Origin of the sequence: Amaricoccus sp., from assembly GCF_017993425.1 — a bacterium.
GTDB lineage: Bacteria > Pseudomonadota > Alphaproteobacteria > Rhodobacterales > Rhodobacteraceae > Amaricoccus.
Genome location: NZ_JAGOMQ010000022.1, coordinates 40,309 through 55,869, shown reverse-complemented (window position 1 = coordinate 55,869; position 15,561 = coordinate 40,309). Strand labels below are relative to the sequence as shown.

General features: G+C 70.6%; 12 protein-coding genes. 4 read left to right on the top strand and 8 right to left on the bottom strand.

Annotated elements, in window-relative coordinates:
* Nucleotides 1–28 precede the first annotated feature (28 nt).
* Together KBB57_RS12010 and KBB57_RS12005 are read right to left on the bottom strand one after the other, a co-directional pair.
* The gene (locus KBB57_RS12010; protein WP_290750419.1) at nt 29–1,285 is read right to left on the bottom strand and encodes a terminase family protein; all 1,257 of its coding nucleotides are present in this window, start codon (nt 1,283–1,285) and stop codon (nt 29–31) included.
* Nucleotides 1,286–1,325: 40 nt separating this feature from the next.
* Complete coding sequence (locus KBB57_RS12005; RefSeq protein WP_290750363.1) at nt 1,326–1,649, bottom strand: hypothetical protein; 324 nt, start codon at nt 1,647–1,649, stop codon at nt 1,326–1,328.
* Between the two features lie 620 nt (nt 1,650–2,269).
* On the opposite strand from KBB57_RS12005, the gene KBB57_RS12000 reads away from it, so the two are divergent.
* Entirely contained in the window at nt 2,270–2,437 is a 168-nt protein-coding gene (locus tag KBB57_RS12000) for a hypothetical protein (protein ID WP_290750361.1), read from the top strand.
* A gap of 101 nt (nt 2,438–2,538) precedes the next feature.
* Here KBB57_RS12000 and mltG read toward each other — a convergent pair whose 3' ends face one another.
* Together mltG and fabF are read right to left on the bottom strand one after the other, a co-directional pair.
* Nucleotides 2,539–3,600, bottom strand: a complete 1,062-nt coding sequence (gene mltG / locus KBB57_RS11995) for an endolytic transglycosylase MltG (protein WP_290750359.1) — start codon at nt 3,598–3,600, stop codon at nt 2,539–2,541.
* A 10-nt stretch (nt 3,601–3,610) separates the two neighbouring features.
* Nucleotides 3,611–4,873, bottom strand: coding sequence for a beta-ketoacyl-ACP synthase II (fabF, locus tag KBB57_RS11990; protein ID WP_290750357.1), 1,263 nt, complete (start codon nt 4,871–4,873; stop codon nt 3,611–3,613).
* A gap of 151 nt (nt 4,874–5,024) precedes the next feature.
* On the opposite strand from fabF, the gene KBB57_RS11985 reads away from it, so the two are divergent.
* On the top strand, nt 5,025–5,348 hold the full coding sequence (locus tag KBB57_RS11985; protein ID WP_290750354.1) for a 2Fe-2S iron-sulfur cluster-binding protein: 324 nt from the start codon (nt 5,025–5,027) through the stop codon (nt 5,346–5,348).
* Nucleotides 5,349–5,489: 141 nt separating this feature from the next.
* On the opposite strand, the gene KBB57_RS11980 is transcribed toward KBB57_RS11985, so the two are convergent.
* On the bottom strand, nt 5,490–7,655 hold the full coding sequence (locus KBB57_RS11980) for a sulfatase-like hydrolase/transferase (protein ID WP_290750351.1): 2,166 nt from the start codon (nt 7,653–7,655) through the stop codon (nt 5,490–5,492).
* Between the two features lie 366 nt (nt 7,656–8,021).
* Between KBB57_RS11980 and KBB57_RS11975 the strand changes: the two genes are divergently transcribed.
* Nucleotides 8,022–9,500 carry a nucleobase:cation symporter-2 family protein gene (locus tag KBB57_RS11975; RefSeq protein ID WP_290750350.1) on the top strand — a complete coding sequence of 493 codons (1,479 nt, stop codon included), beginning with the start codon at nt 8,022–8,024 and terminating at the stop codon, nt 9,498–9,500.
* A 556-nt stretch (nt 9,501–10,056) separates the two neighbouring features.
* On the opposite strand, the gene KBB57_RS11970 is transcribed toward KBB57_RS11975, so the two are convergent.
* Entirely contained in the window at nt 10,057–10,383 is a 327-nt protein-coding gene (locus KBB57_RS11970) for an ATP-dependent Clp protease adaptor ClpS (RefSeq protein ID WP_290750347.1), read from the bottom strand.
* Between the two features lie 135 nt (nt 10,384–10,518).
* Between KBB57_RS11970 and KBB57_RS11965 the strand changes: the two genes are divergently transcribed.
* A complete protein-coding gene (locus KBB57_RS11965) occupies nt 10,519–11,409 on the top strand; it encodes a LysR family transcriptional regulator (protein ID WP_290750416.1) in 891 nt (296 codons plus the stop codon).
* A 42-nt stretch (nt 11,410–11,451) separates the two neighbouring features.
* Here KBB57_RS11965 and KBB57_RS11960 read toward each other — a convergent pair whose 3' ends face one another.
* Entirely contained in the window at nt 11,452–12,927 is a 1,476-nt protein-coding gene (locus KBB57_RS11960; RefSeq protein WP_290750344.1) for a right-handed parallel beta-helix repeat-containing protein, read from the bottom strand.
* 376 nt (nt 12,928–13,303) lie between these two features.
* Complete coding sequence (locus KBB57_RS11955) at nt 13,304–15,211, bottom strand: acyl-CoA synthetase (RefSeq protein ID WP_290750341.1); 1,908 nt, start codon at nt 15,209–15,211, stop codon at nt 13,304–13,306.
* Nucleotides 15,212–15,561: the final 350 nt, after the last annotated feature.

The window sequence follows — 15,561 nt, the reverse complement described above, 5'->3', positions numbered from 1 at the left end:
TCACGAAGGGCGTCGCCGCCCGAGGGGCTCAGAGCCCGCGAATCTGCGGCCGGAGATGCCGCGAGGCCGGGTCGACGATCAGCTCGGTGATCGCCCACACCAGCGCGTCCACCCGGTCGGGACTGCCCTTGCCGGCGAAGCCGCCGGTCGTCATCTGCGCCATCTGCGCCTCGAGCGCGGCAAAGACGCCGCGATGCGTCACCCGCCCCTGCTCGTAGAGCGCCGCCACGGGCTCCGCCCGCGCCGCCTTGCCCTGGCTCGCCCGCACGGCGCGGAACGGCACCAGCGGGTCGACCTGGCGGATCAGCGTCGCCACCATGTCGCCGCCCTGGTTCACCTCCGCCACCAGCCGGTCGGCGCGATGGCGGTGGAAGGCCTCCACCGCCCGCTCCGCCCAGCCGTTCGGGCTGGCCGCCGCAATGCTCGCATCCGCCAGCACCTCGGCCCGCCAGCCGGTCGGCGGCCCGTCTGTGACGGCGCCGACCACCACAATCCCGCATTCGTCGCCGCCCGCGGTGGCCGGCGGGTCGACCGCCACCACCACCCGGTCGAGCGTCTCCGGCCCCGGCCGGTGCGCCGCCTCGATCAGCTCCCAGGGCCAGAGCGCCCCGTCGAGATCGCGGACGATCTCGCCGTCGAGCTCCTGCCGCCCGAGCTTCGAGCCGGCATAGGCCCGCGTCACCGTCTCGAGGAAGCTCCGCGCCAGATGCATCCGGTTCGCCGAGGTCGGCGCCCGCGTCACCACCGTGCCGGCCTCGTCCAGGATCGCCTGCAGGAGCGGCACGCTCCGCGGGCTCGTCGTCACCAGCGCCTGCGGCAGCTCGCCGAGCCGGAGCGCGAAGCGCAGCATGTCCCAGGCCTCCTGGCCCTTGCGCCACTTCGCCAGCTCGTCGCACCAGGCGCAGTCGAACTGCGGCCCCCGCAAGCTCTCCGGATCGGAGGCCGAGAAGGTCTGCGCCACCGCGCCGTTCGGCCAGACCAGCCGCTTGCGCGTCGCCTGCCACTCCGGCCGGCGGTCGGGGGGCGAGCAGGCGAGGATGCCGCTCTCCCCGAAGATCATCACCTCGCGGACCTGGTCGAGCGTCTCGCCGACCAGGGCGACCCGGGACCTGCGCCCCGGGTCGCCCGGCCGGCCGCCCTCGACCATGGACCGGACCCATTCGGATCCGGCCCTGGTCTTGCCCGCCCCCCGGCCGCCCAGGATCACCCAGGTCGACCAGTCCCCGTCGGGGGCGAGCTGGTGCCCTTCGATCGCCCAATGCTCGAAGAGCCACGGCAGCGCCATCAGCGCGTTCGGGGAGAGCGTGTCGAGAAACCCCTCGAGATCACCCTTCCCCGGACCACGCGGCAAGTCTCCGAGCGATCTCGGCCCGCGCCGCGGCGAGGTCGAGCTCCGCGCCGCCGTTTCCGGCGTCGCCCCAGATTCTGGTTCGTTTTGCAAGACTTGCCTCGAGATCGAGTACGGTTTGCAGCGCCTTGGACTGCTTCTGGAGAGCATCCATGGTCGCCTTGCAGTCGGGGTCGAAGTCGGCCCCGCCCTTGATCTGCGCGATCCGTTCCTTCAAAGCCAAGGAGAGATCACGGTACATTTCATAGTTACGCTCGAGCACGTCGGCCGAACGCAACTCCTCTGCTGCTGAAATCGTCATGTGACATGAGCCCTGGCTGCTCCGCCCGGGCAGAAAAGAAACGGCAGGCCCGGGCTCTCGCCCGTCCTGCCGACCCACTTCTTCCAGCTTGCCCGGAGCTATACCTTCGACCGCGCGCCCTGTCAACCTCAGGTTGCACGCCCCCAACCACCGCGCGCCCCGTTCTTCTGCCGCGCAACACCCCTCCGCCCGCCTCCGGCGGCCGGACCCAAGGCGCCGCGTCGACGTCGCATGCGCTCCGCCGTTCCGCCCGCGGCGCGCTGCCCCGTCGCCGCTGCGTCACCGCCGCCCGCCCCGAGCGTCGCGCCAGGCTGGCGGACGGTTGGGCCGTCCGCACCTTGGTTGCGCCCCGCTGTGCGACACGGTTCCTGCCTCCCGGCCAGCCGCCCCTCCCAAGCGGCGCGGCCCGTCCCGCGACGGCGCCCGCCGGGTGACATGCGCATGTCACCCGGCTCGACGCGGAGCGGTTGGGGCAGGGACGGCGGAACTGCAAAGTGAGTCGAACGGCGCCGCGAAATGCGGCGCTGATGACGATGTAATGATTTTCACCGTTTATATTCAAAATATTTTCGAAATATATTTCGAAATATATTTGTGCACAAATTCAGTAAAATTCCCAATTGCGCGATTTTCTCGCTCAACTCGTGCTCCGCCCGCGCTACGCCGTCACCATCCGCCGCGAGCGCACCCGCGACGGCTGGCGCCCGCACCTCACCGGCCGCGAGGCCACCGGCCGGCTGACCGACCTCGTCCTCGACGAGATCGAGCGCCTCTACGCGCCCGACTGACGGCCGCCAACGTCGCGCAACAAAATTACTTCGCGTCTTTTATCATTCAATATCAATGCAGTGAATAGCGTCGCGCTGTGCGACATTTTCTCCCTGCACTCTCACTGCCCCGTCGCCGCCCCGCCCTCGCCCTGCCCGGCCGCTCCGCCCTTCTCCGCCTCCAGCGCCCGCTGCGCCTCCAGCGCCCGCTGCGCCTCCAGCCGGCGCCAGGCGTTGACGTTGGCGTTATGCTCCTCGAGCGTCCGGGCGAAGACATGCCCCCCCGACCCGTCGGCCACGAAATAGAGGAAGTCCGTCCGCTCCGGGTTCGCCGCCGCCAGGATCGAGGCCCGGCCCGGATTGGCGATCGGCGTCGGCGGCAGGCCCCCGATCACATAGGTGTTGAACGGCGTCGCCGCAGCGAGCTCGCTCGCCCGCAGGCCCCGCCCCAGCGTCTCGCGGCCCTTGGTGATGCCGTAGATCACCGTCGGATCCGTCTGGAGCCGCATCCCCCGCTTCAGCCGGTTGACGAAGACCCCGGCAACCCGGCTGCGCTCCTCGGCAACCCCGGTCTCCTTCTCGACGATCGAGGCGAGCACCAGCAGCTCCTCCGGCGTCCGGAGCGGCAGGTCCGGGTCGCGCCCCGCCCAGGCCTCGGCCAGCGTCCGGTCCTGCTCGGCCCGCATCCGGTCGAGCATCGCCTGCCGGTCGTCGCCGCGCTGGTAGTCGTAGCCGGCCGGGGCGAGGCTGCCCTCCGCGGGAACCTCGGCGATCTCGCCGCTCAGGTCCTCCCGCGCCCGCAGCGCCTCCACCACCTGCCAGCTCGTCCAGCCCTCGGGGATCACCACCTGGCGGACGACGTTGCCGCCCGTGTTCATCTGGTCGAGGATCGCCTGCATCGAGACGCCGGCCGGGAACTCGTACTCGCCGAACTTGATCCCGGCGTCGAGCCCGGCGTAGCGGGCCCCGATGCGGAACACCGAGGCGTTCGAGATCGCCCCCGCCGCCTCCAGCCGATCGGCGACGCTGCCGAGCCCCTCGCCGCGGGCGACCTCCAGCCGCAGCGGCGCGGTCAGCGGCCCGGGCGCGCGGAACTGCGACTGGCCCCAGGTGATGACGCCGAGGACCAGCACGAGGCCGAGGACGAGCAGCGTCAGCACGTTGGCGGCGACATGACGCATCATCGCCGGGGCCTCACGCGACCTGCTTCAGCACCAGCGAGGCGTTGGTGCCGCCGAATCCGAAGGAGTTCGACAGCGCCACCCGGATCTCGCGCTCCCGCGCCTTCAGCGGCGCGAGATCGAGGGGCGTGTCGACCGAGGGGTTCTCCAGGTTGAGCGTCGGCGGCGCCACCTGGTCGCGGAGCGCGAGCACGCAGAAGATCGCCTCGATCGCCCCCGCCGCCCCGAGCAGGTGCCCGGTCGCCGACTTCGTCGAGGACATCGTCGCCCGCCCCGCATGGCCGCCGAGGAGCCGCGCCACCGAGTTGAGCTCGATCTCGTCGCCCATCGGCGTCGAGGTGCCATGGGCGTTGACGTAGTCGATCTCGTCCGGGGTGATCCCGGCGCTCCGCAGCGCCGCCTGCATCGCCCGGTAGCCCCCGTCCCCGTCCGGCGCCGGCGCGGTGATGTGATAGGCGTCGCCCGAAAGCCCGTAGCCGGCGACCTCGGCGTAGATCTTCGCCCCCCGGGCCTTGGCGTGCTCCAGCTCCTCCAGCACCACGACCCCGGCGCCCTCGCCCATCACGAACCCGTCGCGGTCGCGGTCATAGGGCCGGCTCGCCTTCTCCGGCGCGTCGTTGAACCCGGTCGACAGCGCCTTGCAGGCGTTGAACCCGGCGATCCCCAGCTCGCAGATCGCCGCCTCGGCGCCGCCCGCCACCATCACGTCGGCGTCGCCCCACATGATCAGCCGCGCCGCGTCGCCGATCGCATGGGCCCCGGTCGAGCAGGCGGTCACCACCGCATGGTTCGGCCCCTTGAACCCGTAGCGGATCGAAGCCTGCCCGGAGCAGAGGTTGATGAGGCTCCCCGGGATGAAGAACGGCGACACCCTCCGCGGCCCCTTGTCGCGCAGGATGAGCGAGGTCTCGGCGATGGTGGCGAGCCCGCCGATCCCCGAGCCGATCATCACCCCGGTGCGCAGGCGCTCCTCCTCGTCCTCCGGCTTCCAGCCGGCGTCCGTCACCGCCTGCTCGGCCGCGGCCATGGCGAAGAGGATGAAGGTGTCGACCTTGCGGCTCTCCTTCGGCGACATCCAGTCGTCGGCGTTGAACGTCCCGTCCGACCCGTCGCCGAGCGGAACCTCGCAGGCGATCCGGGTGGCGAGCGCGCCCGCGTCGAAGCGGGTGATCGGCCCGGCGCCGGACTGGCCCGCGACCAGCCGCGCCCAGGTCTCCTCCACGCCGCAGGCGAGCGGGCTCACCATGCCGAGTCCGGTGATCACAACGCGCCGCATCCGCCGCCTCCGCCTTGGAAATCCCCGCCCGACACATAGCGAAGGCGCCCCCTCCCGGCAAGCGCGGCCGGACGAGGCCCGGGAGCAGGGCTGGCGGCGGCGCGTCGGGCTCGCTAGATAAGGCGCCGTTCCACTTGCAGGCAGGACGGAAATGGCGCGCATCACCTATATCGAGCACAACGGCACCCCGCACGAGGTCGAGGTGCCGAGCGGCCTGACGGTGATGGAGGGCGCCCGCGACAACAACATCCCCGGCATCGAGGCCGATTGCGGCGGCGCCTGCGCCTGCTCGACCTGCCACGTTTACGTCGACGAGGCCTGGGTCGACCGCCTGCCGCCGAAGGAGATGATGGAGCAGGACATGCTCGACTTCGCCTGGGAGCCCGACCCGGTCCGCTCGCGCCTCACCTGCCAGCTCAAGGTCAGCGACGCCCTCGACGGCCTCGTCGTGCAGATGCCCGAGAAGCAGATCTGATCCCGTCCCGGACGCTCCCGCCCCATCCGAACCTCCCCCTCCGCCGCGAATCCGCCGCCGTGCAGGCCGCCGCCTGCCCCAGCCCTCGCGGACGACTGCGGAGCTCTACCCCCGGACGCTTCCGTCCGGACGCGCCCTGCCCTACAGCGCGAAATCCGCCGCCGTGTAGGCCGACGCCGGGGCGGAGCCGTCGCGGATGACGATGCGGAACTCCACGTCCGGATCGCCGTCGACGTTGGCCAGAACCTCCGTCTCGCCCGCCGCATTGTCGATCAGCCGGATCCGCCCGCCGCCCGTGCCGCCGAAGCGGAAGGCCTGGTTGCCGTCGACCCGCGTGTCGGCGTCGAGCGCCGACAGGTCGATCAGGTCCCCCGCCGCGCTCCCGCGCCCGTCGAAGCCGAGGATCACGTCGGCGTCCGCCGGCCGCGAGTCCCGCCCCGCCAGATAGACGAAGACGTCGTTCCCCGACCCGCCCTCCAGCGTGTCCGCCCCGCCGCCCCCGGTCAGCCGGTCGTCGGCGTAGGACCCGCGCAGCGTGTCCCGCCCGCCGTCCCCGAACAGCATGTCGGCGCCCGCGAGCCCCAGCAGCACGTCCGCGCCCCCGCCGCCGCGCAGGTCGTTCGCGAGCTCGCTGCCGATGATCGTGCTCGCCCGGCCGCCGCCGGTGAAGCCGACCCGCACCTGCACCGACTCCACGTTCTGCGGCAGCTGGAAGCTCCGCTCCAGAACCTCGTCGCGGATGATCACCAGATCGTCGCCCCCGCCCGCCGTCTCGACGATCCGCGCGTCGCGATAGATCACGTAGACGTCGTCCCCGCCGCGCCCCCCGAGATCGTCGCGCCCCGTCTCGAGGTTCGCGCCGATGATGAGCTCGTCCGCCGCCGTCCCGCGCACCGGATTGACGCCGTCGCTCCGCAGGTAGTCGTGCTCCGCGAGCTGCTGGTCCATCAGCCCGCGCATCGTCGCCCGGAGCGCGTCGTCCGCCGCCGTCAGCCCCTCGCCCGTCGCGTAGTCCACCCGGTTCACGTGCTCGTTCGGGTCGCGGCCGATATCGTAGAGCTCCTCCGTGCCGTCGGGATAGATCGTGTAGCGGATGTCGCCCACCCCCGGCACCGCGGCGCGCACCGAGACCGAGCCGTCGATCGTGGTCAGCGCCACCCCGCGGCCGCTCGCCGGATCGTACCAGCTCGTCCGCGGATTGCTCATGATCGGCATCAGGCTGTCGCCGTCGAGCTCCAGCCGCGCCGGCGCGTCGATCCCCATCATGTCGAGCACGGTCGGGAACAGGTCGACGAGGCTCACCACCTGCCGCGCCGTCCGCCCGCCGGGCTGGTCCGGGTCGACGAGGATGAACGGCACCTCGGTCGACTCGCGCCAGTGGGTGAACTTGCCCCAGCGGTCCTTGTCGCCGAGATGGTAGCCGTGGTCGCTCCACATCAGGATCGCCGTGTCGGCCGCGAGCGCGGGGTCCGCCTCCAGCGCGTCGAGCACCTGCCCGAGCTTCGCGTCGGCATAGCTGACCGAGGCGAGATAGGCGTGGATATAGTCGGCCCAGAGGTCGATGTCGGCGGCGATCCCCGCATGCTCCGGCGAGGGCACGCTCATCGGCGGCACGTCGAAATACTCGCCGTTCCCGGGAATGATCGTGCCGTCCTGCAGGCTGCGGGTCAGCGCCGTGCGGATCGCCGCCGGGTCGTAGAGGTCGAAATACCGCCCCGGCACCCACCAGCTCAGATGCGGCTTCGAGATGCCGACGGCGAGGAAGAACGGCGCGTCGAGATCGCCCGCCCGGTTCTCGAGGAAGTCGACGGCCGCCGCGACGTTGCGCTCGTCCTGCAGGTCGTTGCCTCGATACCGCCCGGAATTGAACGGGAAATCGTGATAGAGCTCGTCCACCACGACATTGGAGCGCTGGCCGTTGACCGAGGCCCCGGGCAGGTATTCGTCGAACATCACCGACTGGCGCGCCGCGTCGATGGTGACCTCGGTATGGAAGATCTTGCCGAAGCTCGCCACGTAGGCGCCGGCCGCCTTCAGCACCGCCGGCAGCGTGTCGGCCGCGTCGATCCGCTCGGTCCAGGGCATCTGGTTGTCGAGCACCCCGGTCTTGTTCGGCTGCGTCCCGCTCAGCACGCTGGAGCGCGAGGGGTTGCAGAGCGGCACCTGCGAGACCGTCCGCTCGAACGTCGTCCCCATGGCCGCCAGCCGGTCCATGTTGGGCGTCACCACCAGGTCGGCGAACCGCCCCCAGTCGTCGACCGCCCGCATGTCGTCGATGGAAACATAGACGAGATTGGTCGCCGCCATCCCGCGCCCCCCTGTGCCGGCGGCGTCGCGCGCGCCGCCGCCCGTTGCCCCGGACGCCGCGATCGCGTAGCCCCGAGGACGATCCCCGCGGGATCCTATGCCTCGGCGGCCCGCCTGTCCACGCCGCCGCACGCCGCGCGCACGCCCCCCCCCTGGCAGGATTTTAAGGCAGCGCGCGAAAGTCCTGTCGATTTTGCCCCCCGTCGCAATGCTGGACAACGGACCCCGCCTGACCGACCATTGACGCGGCCCCACGACCCCGCCTGCTCGGGAGGGGGAAGGAAGGCCCAATACGGCTCGATCGGGCGACGACGTCTCGAAGCGCCGCCTGCCAGCCCGAAATTTGCCAACACCGAGGAGACACCCATGGCGACAGACGCCGTTCACACCGTCGACGAGATGCTGCCAGCGCCAAAGCTGTTCGCGCTTGGCCTCCAGCACGTCCTCGTCATGTACGCCGGCGCCATCGCCGTTCCGCTCATCATCGGCCGCGCGCTCCAGCTCGCGCCCGAGGACGTCGCCTTCCTGATCTCGGCCGACCTCTTCTGCTGCGGCGTGGTCTCGATCCTGCAATCCTACGGCGCCACGCCCTGGTTCGGCGTGCGCATGCCGGTGATGATGGGCGTGACCTTCGCCTCCGTCGGCCCGATGCTGTCGATCGCCGCCAGCCATCCCGGCATCGACGGGGCGCGGATGATCTTCGGCTCGATCATCGGCGCCGGCGTCGTCGGCATCCTGATCGCGCCCCTCGCCAGCCGGGCGCTGCGCTTCTTCCCGCCGGTGGTGACCGGCACGATCATCCTCGTCATCGGCATCTCGCTGATGCGGATCGGCATCAACTGGATCTTCGGCAACCCCTTCGGCCCGACCGCGCCGATGCTCGTCGACCCGGCCAACACCGCCTGGCTCGACGCCGCGAAGGCCGGCGCCGGCGCGATCCCCCCGGCGCCCGAGGGCATCAAGCTCGCCGCCTCGGTGCCGAACCCGCTCTACGCGCCGGTGACCAACATCATCCTCTCGATCATCGTGCTCGCCGTCGTCATCGGCTTCGCCCGCTTCGCCCGGGGCTTCCTCTCCAACATCGCCGTCCTGCTCGGCATCGTCGTCGGCGGGGTCATCGCCGCGTCGCTCGGGATGATGCACTTCGAGAAGGTCGCCGCCGCCGCCTGGTTCGCGCCGATCCGGCCCTTCCACTTCGGCATGCCGATCTTCGACCCGGTGATGATCGCCACGATGACCATCGTCATGCTGGTGACGCTGATCGAGTCGACCGGCATGTTTCTCGCCCTCTCCGACATCACCGGCAAGAAGCTCACCCAGCCGGCGCTCTCGGCGGGCCTCCGGATGGACGGCCTCGGCACGGTGATCGGCGGCGTCTTCAACACCTTCCCCTACACCTCGTTCAGCCAGAACGTCGGCCTCGTCGGGGTCACCGGCATCCGCTCGCGCTACGTCTGCGTCGCCGGCGGCGCCATCATGGTGGTCCTCGGACTCATCCCCAAGATGGGCGCCCTCGTCGAGGCCTTGCCGACGGTCGTCCTCGGCGGCGCGGGCCTCGTGATGTTCGGCATGGTCGCCGCGACCGGCGTGCGCATCCTCGGCCGCGTCGACTTCACCACCGGCCGCAACAACCTCTTCGTCGTCGCGATCTCGATCGGCCTCGGCATGATCCCGCTCGTCGCGCCCGACTTCAAGATGTGGCTGCCGCACGCGATCCATCCGCTGATCGACAGCGGCATCATCCTCGCCGCGATCGGCGCGGTCCTCCTGAACGTCCTCTTCAACGGCGCGAGCGCCACCGAGGAGGAGCTCCGCGAGGCGGCGATGGCGGGCGGCGAGCACTGAGCGACGCCACGCACGACACAGGAGGGGGCCCGGAACGCCGTTCCGGGCCCTTTTCATGCCCGCCGGCCGACGCCCCCGGGGCCGGCAAGGAACCCTACGGCCGCACACTACACGACGCCTGCTGGATCCACGGGGCGCGCGCGCCGACCGACCGACCGACCGACCGAAGCGGGCTTGCCCGCGAGGCCCGGCGCGACAAGCGAAAGCACGGCTTTCGCCGCGCCGACGGCTGGAGCGCGTTGGCGCGGAAGCCGTGAGGGGTCGAGATTTCTCCGTCGCGAGCAATCCGTCCGTGAGCGCCCCGGCGAGCGCGGTAACGCGCTCGCCCCCCGAGGGGCGATCGCGGACGGATTTGCCACGGGTCAAATCCGTCTGGCTTCGATGTCGCGACCTGCTTCCGACCGGGCTTCCGCTCCACCGACGTGCAGCATGTCACGCGGATCGGTTGGCCCAACCGACCTACGGCCGGCAAGGTCCCCTTCACGATTACACAGAATCAATGGCTTAGCGAATTTTCACGCGTGAACAGCCGCGCCGACTTCACGCCGCGGGCGGCTCAGGCCCCGTCTTCCGAGGACTCGGGCTGGGTCTGGAAGGTCAGCGGATAGCCCTCGCGCCGTCCGTGCTCCGTCGCCTGCGTCGCCTTGGTCTCGGCGACGTCGCGGGTATAGACCGCCACCACGCTCAGGCCCCGCGTATGGGCGATCAGCATGACCCGGCGCGCCTGGTCCGAATTCAGCCGGAACACCAGCCGCAGCACCCCCACCACGAAGTCGCGGGGGGTATAGTCGTCGTTCAGCAGCAGCACCCGATAGAGCGGCGGCCGCGCCGGACGGGCGCGGGCCTCGGTTTCGGTCTTCGGCTTGACGACGAGCTCGGGCATGGCGGCGACCGGGAGCGAGCGCGGCGCGGGCGCCCGAAGCCCATATGGCGCCCCCTCGCCCGCAGGTCCATGGCCCGCTTGCGAATTTGCAGCGGCCTTTCCGCGTGCTACAAACCGGCCATGCAAAAAAGCAAGATGAAATGGGACGACCTGCGCGTGTTCCTGGCGGTGGCCCGCCAGTCGCGGCTGCAGAACGCCGGCCGCAGCCTCGGGCTCGACCCGGCGACGGTCGGCCGCCGGATCGGCGCCCTCGAGGTGGCGCTCGGCTCGAAGTTCTTCGACCGCTCGCCCCAGGGCTACACGCTGACCGAGGCCGGGCGCAGCCTGCTCGACCACGCCCAGGCGATGGAGACGATCGCCGCCGCCGCCGTGGAGGACGCCGGCGGCCAGTCCGACAGCCTCTCCGGCACCGTCCGCATCGGCGCGCCCGACGGCGTCTCGAACTACCTCCTCATCGACGCCTGCGACGCCCTCAGCCGCGACAACCCCGACCTCCAGGTTCAGGTGGTGGCGCTGCCGCGGATGTTCTCGCTCTCCAAGCGCGAGGCCGACCTCGCCATCACCGTCTCGCCCCCGAGCGCCGGGCGGCTGACCGTCCGCAAGATCGCCGACTACCGGCTGCGGCTCTACGGGCAGAAGGATCTCGTCGCCGGCCTCGGCCCGGTGCGCGGCATGGACGACCTCGAGGGCGTCCGCGGCATCGGCTACATCTCCGACATGATCTTCGACAAGGAGCTCGACTACTACGCGCTCCTCGGCCGCTCGGCCGAGCCCTCGCTGACCTCGAACTCGCTGATCATGCAGCTCCGCTGGGCGCTGCGCGGCTGCGGCCTCTGCATCCTGCCGGACTTCGTGGCGCGCGAGCACGACGAGCTCGCCGTCGTGCTCCCCGAGGACATCCGCATCCTGCGGGCCTTCTACCTCGTCCGCCACCAGGACGACGCCCGGGTGGCGCGGATCAACCGCATGGCCGAGGTGGTGGTCGAGCGGATGCGCCGCGCCCTCGGCGTCCCCGCGCTCGCCTGAGGCGGACCGCCGCGCCGCGGCGATCCGCCCCCCGGGGCTCGCTCAGAAGAGGTCCGGGTCCACCAAGAGGAAGGCGTGCCCAAGCCCCTCGAACGTCGCCTTGACCACGCCGTCCGATCCCTGGTCGATCGCGAGCGTCAGCGTGTCCCGCGCCTCGTTCACCTCCGCCGAGATCGCCGGCGAGTGCGCGACGAGCTCGGCGAGGTCGACCACGCTGTCGATCCTGACGGCGCTGCCGTCGAAGAAGTCGTGGACGGCATTGCCCCCCGGCGCATCCCGGAACGTGTTGTCGTGGAACCGCGTGAACACGAACTGGTCCCCCGCGTCGAAGTCGAGCGCCGGCGCCGTCACCCCGCCCTGCTTCAGCCCGGCGGGCGTCGCCCGATGCTCCTGCCCCGCATCGGCCACGGCGGTGGCCGCCACGGTCTTCTCCGCCGCCGTCCCGACATCCGCCGCCATCACCCGCGCGGTCGCCTGCGTGGCGGAGGCCTTGGTCGCCGCGAGCGCCGTCGCGCCGCTCGTATCGTTGCCGCTGACCGTCCAGCTGGAACTCTCCGCCTTCTGGACGTTCGAGACCTTGTTCCCGAGGATGCTGACGTCCCGCGAGTTGGTCGAGACGGTGATGACCGGGATGTTGACCAGCTTGTTGAACCCGTCCGCCCCGTTATGCGTGAGCACGTTGTTGCGAATGTCGACGCCGATCGCGCTCTCGACATAGATGCCCATCATGTGCGCCGTATGCAGGTCGTTCCCCGAGACGGTGATGTCGCGGTAGAAGGCGTCGCGATCGCCGCTCTTGAACGCCGCGTTCCCGAACAGGATGCCGTGCGTCGACTCCGGATTGTCGATCCTGTTGTTCTGGATGACGATGTCGCGGGTCCCGGGCTCCGTCTTGGTCAGCCGGAACTGGATCGCATCCTTGTGCCGCTGGTTCGGGTTGGAGTGGAAGTCGATGAAGTCGTTGTCCTCGAGCACCATGCCGTCGATGCCGCCGAAGCTCATCGCGTCGTTCGAGATGCGCCGGGTGGTGTTGCCGGAGATGTGGACGTCGGAGACGTTCGAGAAGTTCAGCCCGTTCTCGAGATTGAGGAACTCGCTGTCGAGCACCTCGATGTCGCTCGACTGCTTCACCCGCAGCCCGAGGCCCGTGCCGTAGCCGTTGCGGACCTCGCCCTGGAAGGTGACGTTGTCGAAGGTGACGTGCGAAGATTCCTGGACGAAGAACTTCTTGTCGCGCTCGAGCGGCCCGGAGACCGACCCGCCGCGCTCGAAGTCCATGACCAGGTCCGACAGCGTCACGTTCGAGACCTCGTTCAGCACCATCTGCTTGATCGAGGCGGGGCGATCCTTGCTCGCCGAGGTGATCGTGACGTTGCTGTTGAACTCGAAGTCGTTCTGGCGGCTGCTCGACATCTTCAGGTCATAGGACCCGCTCTGCAGCCGGATCGTGTCGCCGGACGACGCATTGCGCAGCGCGGCGGTGAGCTGCGACTGCGTCGCAACCGTAAAAGTGGACAAATTGAAGACTCCTTCTTGCCCTCGGGCATCGTGGTCCGGGATCGCGGCCTGGGGCCGGATCACGAGCTGGCTTTCTCGCGGCGCGCAGCAGCGCGCACGTCGGCAGCGGCGAAACGCGAGCGTTCGCCGAGAATTGATTAGCCTTGCGCGAGTTGGTGAGATTGCGGCGATCGAGGATTCAGAATCCCCGTGTCGTCGACCCCCCCGTCGACGTCGCCATGTTCTTCGTAACGCGCCTTGCCTTTGACCTCCTTCGCCCTAAGGGTGGCGGCGCAAGCGCTTTCGGTCAACCCGAGCGGCGACGCTATTAACCGCTTGGGCGAATTCTCGCCGCTCGCGGAGGCGAGGGAACCAGTCAGCCGACGAGGAAAAGGCGTCAGGCGGCGGCGCTGCGCCAGCGCCAGCGGGTGACGAAGGGGGCGAGGGCGGCGGCGACCGTGTCGGCCTCCGCGGCGCCGGCCGGGCCGGGGTCGAGCACCGCGACGAGGCCGAGGCGGCGGTCCTCCTCGACGAGGCCGACGCGGGCGCCGGCCCCGGCGGCGGCGAGGGTGGCGTCGAAGACGCGGGCGATGGCGAGGCGGCGCAGGTCGGGCTTGAAGATCTTGCCGACCGCGGTCTTCGGGAGCTCCGGCAGGACCTCGACGTGCTTCGGCGCGGCGGCGCGTTCGGGGACGCGCTCGGCGAGCCAGGCGGAGAGCTCGGCCGGGGTGGCCTCGCCGCCGGCGACGAGCTCGACGTAGACCGCGGGGGCCTCGCCGGAATGGGCGTCGGGCTGGCCGATCGCGCCGGCGAGCGCGACGGCGGGGTGGCCGAGCAGCGCCTCCTCGATGGTGGAGGGGTCGATGTTGTGGCCGCCGCGGATGATCAGGTCCTTGGCGCGGCCGGTGATCCAGATGTAGCCGTCGGCGTCGAGGCGGCCGAGGTCGCCGGTGCGCAGGTAGCCGTCCGGGGTCAGCATGCCGCGGTTGCGGTGGGCGTCGGCGTAGACCTCGGGGTTGACGCCGGGGTTCTTCACGCAGATCTCGCCGACCTCGTCGGGGCCGCAGTCGCGCAGGACGGCGCCGTCGAGGTCGCAGTCGCGGATCTTCACGTCGGTGTAGACGAAGGGGAAGCCGACGGAGCCGACCTTGCGCTCGCCCCAGGGCGGGTTGATCGAGACGAGGCAGGTCGCCTCGGTCATGCCGTAGCCCTCGCAGATCTTCAGCCCGGTCGCCGCCTCGAAGCGGTGGAAGAGCTCGACCGGCATGGCGGCGGAGCCGGAGATGGCGAAGCGGAGGGTCGAGACGTCGGCGTCGACGGGGCGCTGCATCAGCGCGGAGGCGGCGGTAGGGACGATGATCAGGAAGGTGGCGCGGTGGCGGGCGACGAGCTTCCAGAAGTTCGCGATCACCCCCTCGCCGCGGTAGCCCTGCGGGGTGGGCAGCACCAGCTCTGCGCCGGAGACGAGGCAGGACATGAAGATCGGGTAGGCCGCCAGCACGTGGAACATCGGGAGCGGGCACATCAGCACGTCCTGCTCGGAGAAGATGTAGGAGCTGCCGAGCCAGCCGTTGTAGAGGATGCCCCTGGCGCGGTGCCGGGCGATGCGGGGGAGGCCGGTGGTGCCCCCGGTGTGGAAGGCGGCGCAGGCGCGGTCGGGATCGGCCTCGGGGAAGTCGAGGGCGTCGCCGCGCTCGGCGGCGCAGGCCTTGCGGAAGTCGAGGCGGCGGGCGGAGTTGCGGGCCTCCAGCTTCGGCCGGAGGAAGGGGACGATCCAGGAGACCGGCGGCGCGAGGTAGCGGGCGAGGTCGACCTCGAGGACGTGGGTCACGGTGGGGGCGAGCGCGACGGCCTCGGCCACCTTCTGGGCGAGGTCGGTCTTCGGGAAGGGCGCGAGGGTGACGACGACCTTGGCCCCGACCTCCTCCAGCAGGCCGCCGATATGGGGGGCGGAGAGCAGCGGGTTGATCGGGACCACCACCCCGGCGGTGGCGCCGGCGAGGAGCGCGACGGGGGCCTCGAGGCAGTTCGGCAGGATGTAGGCGACCGCGTCCTGCGGCCCCACCCCGAGCCGGCGCAGCAGGTTGGCGGCGCGGGTGACCTCGGAGAGGAGCTCGCTCCAGGTGAGGCTCACCACCTTGTCGGCGGGGCCGGACTTCAGCCGGAAGGTGGTCGCCCGGCGGCCGGGGAAGCGCCCGGCGGTCTCGCGGAGCTGCTGGTGGAGGGTGCGCGCGGTCATGCGGGCCTCGAAGGGCGCCTCGGCCTCGACGGCCTCCTTGTCCGCGATCGTCGCGATCCTGAGCATCCGTCCCCCGTCGAGGCCCGGACGCGGTCCGGCCGTGCCGGCGAATAGTGCCGGCGCCGCCGCCACGCGACAAGGCCCGGCGCAGGTGTTCACGCGTGAAAATTACCCAAGCCATTGATTTCATTTAATGTGTTACATTGTAACTTTTGGATCCCACACCACACGACGCCTGCCCTCCCTGCTGGATCCCCGGAGAGCGCGCGCGCCGAGCGACCGAAGCGGGCTCGCCCGCGAGGGCCCGGCGCGACAGGCGAAAGCATGGCTTTCGCCGCGCCGACGGCTGGAGCGCGGTTGCGCGCGGAAGCCGTGGGGGGCGCAGATTTCTCCGGAAGCGCGCAATCCGTCCGTGA

Excerpts from the sequence above, each read along its gene's own strand:
- KBB57_RS11970 (WP_290750347.1), bottom strand. The coding sequence starts at position 10,383 with ATGCCCGAGCTCGTCGTCAAGCCGAAGACCGAAACCGAGGCCCGCGCC.
- fabF (WP_290750357.1), bottom strand. The coding sequence starts at position 4,873 with ATGCGGCGCGTTGTGATCACCGGACTCGGCATGGTGAGCCCGCTCGCC.
- mltG (WP_290750359.1), bottom strand. The coding sequence starts at position 3,600 with ATGATGCGTCATGTCGCCGCCAACGTGCTGACGCTGCTCGTCCTCGGC.
- KBB57_RS11965 (WP_290750416.1), top strand. The coding sequence starts at position 10,519 with ATGAAATGGGACGACCTGCGCGTGTTCCTGGCGGTGGCCCGCCAGTCG.
- KBB57_RS11985 (WP_290750354.1), top strand. The coding sequence starts at position 5,025 with ATGGCGCGCATCACCTATATCGAGCACAACGGCACCCCGCACGAGGTC.
- KBB57_RS11955 (WP_290750341.1), bottom strand. The coding sequence starts at position 15,211 with ATGCTCAGGATCGCGACGATCGCGGACAAGGAGGCCGTCGAGGCCGAG.
- KBB57_RS12010 (WP_290750419.1), bottom strand. The coding sequence starts at position 1,285 with ATGGCGCTGCCGTGGCTCTTCGAGCATTGGGCGATCGAAGGGCACCAG.
- KBB57_RS11980 (WP_290750351.1), bottom strand. The coding sequence starts at position 7,655 with ATGGCGGCGACCAATCTCGTCTATGTTTCCATCGACGACATGCGGGCG.
- KBB57_RS12005 (WP_290750363.1), bottom strand. The coding sequence starts at position 1,649 with ATGACGATTTCAGCAGCAGAGGAGTTGCGTTCGGCCGACGTGCTCGAG.
- KBB57_RS11975 (WP_290750350.1), top strand. The coding sequence starts at position 8,022 with ATGGCGACAGACGCCGTTCACACCGTCGACGAGATGCTGCCAGCGCCA.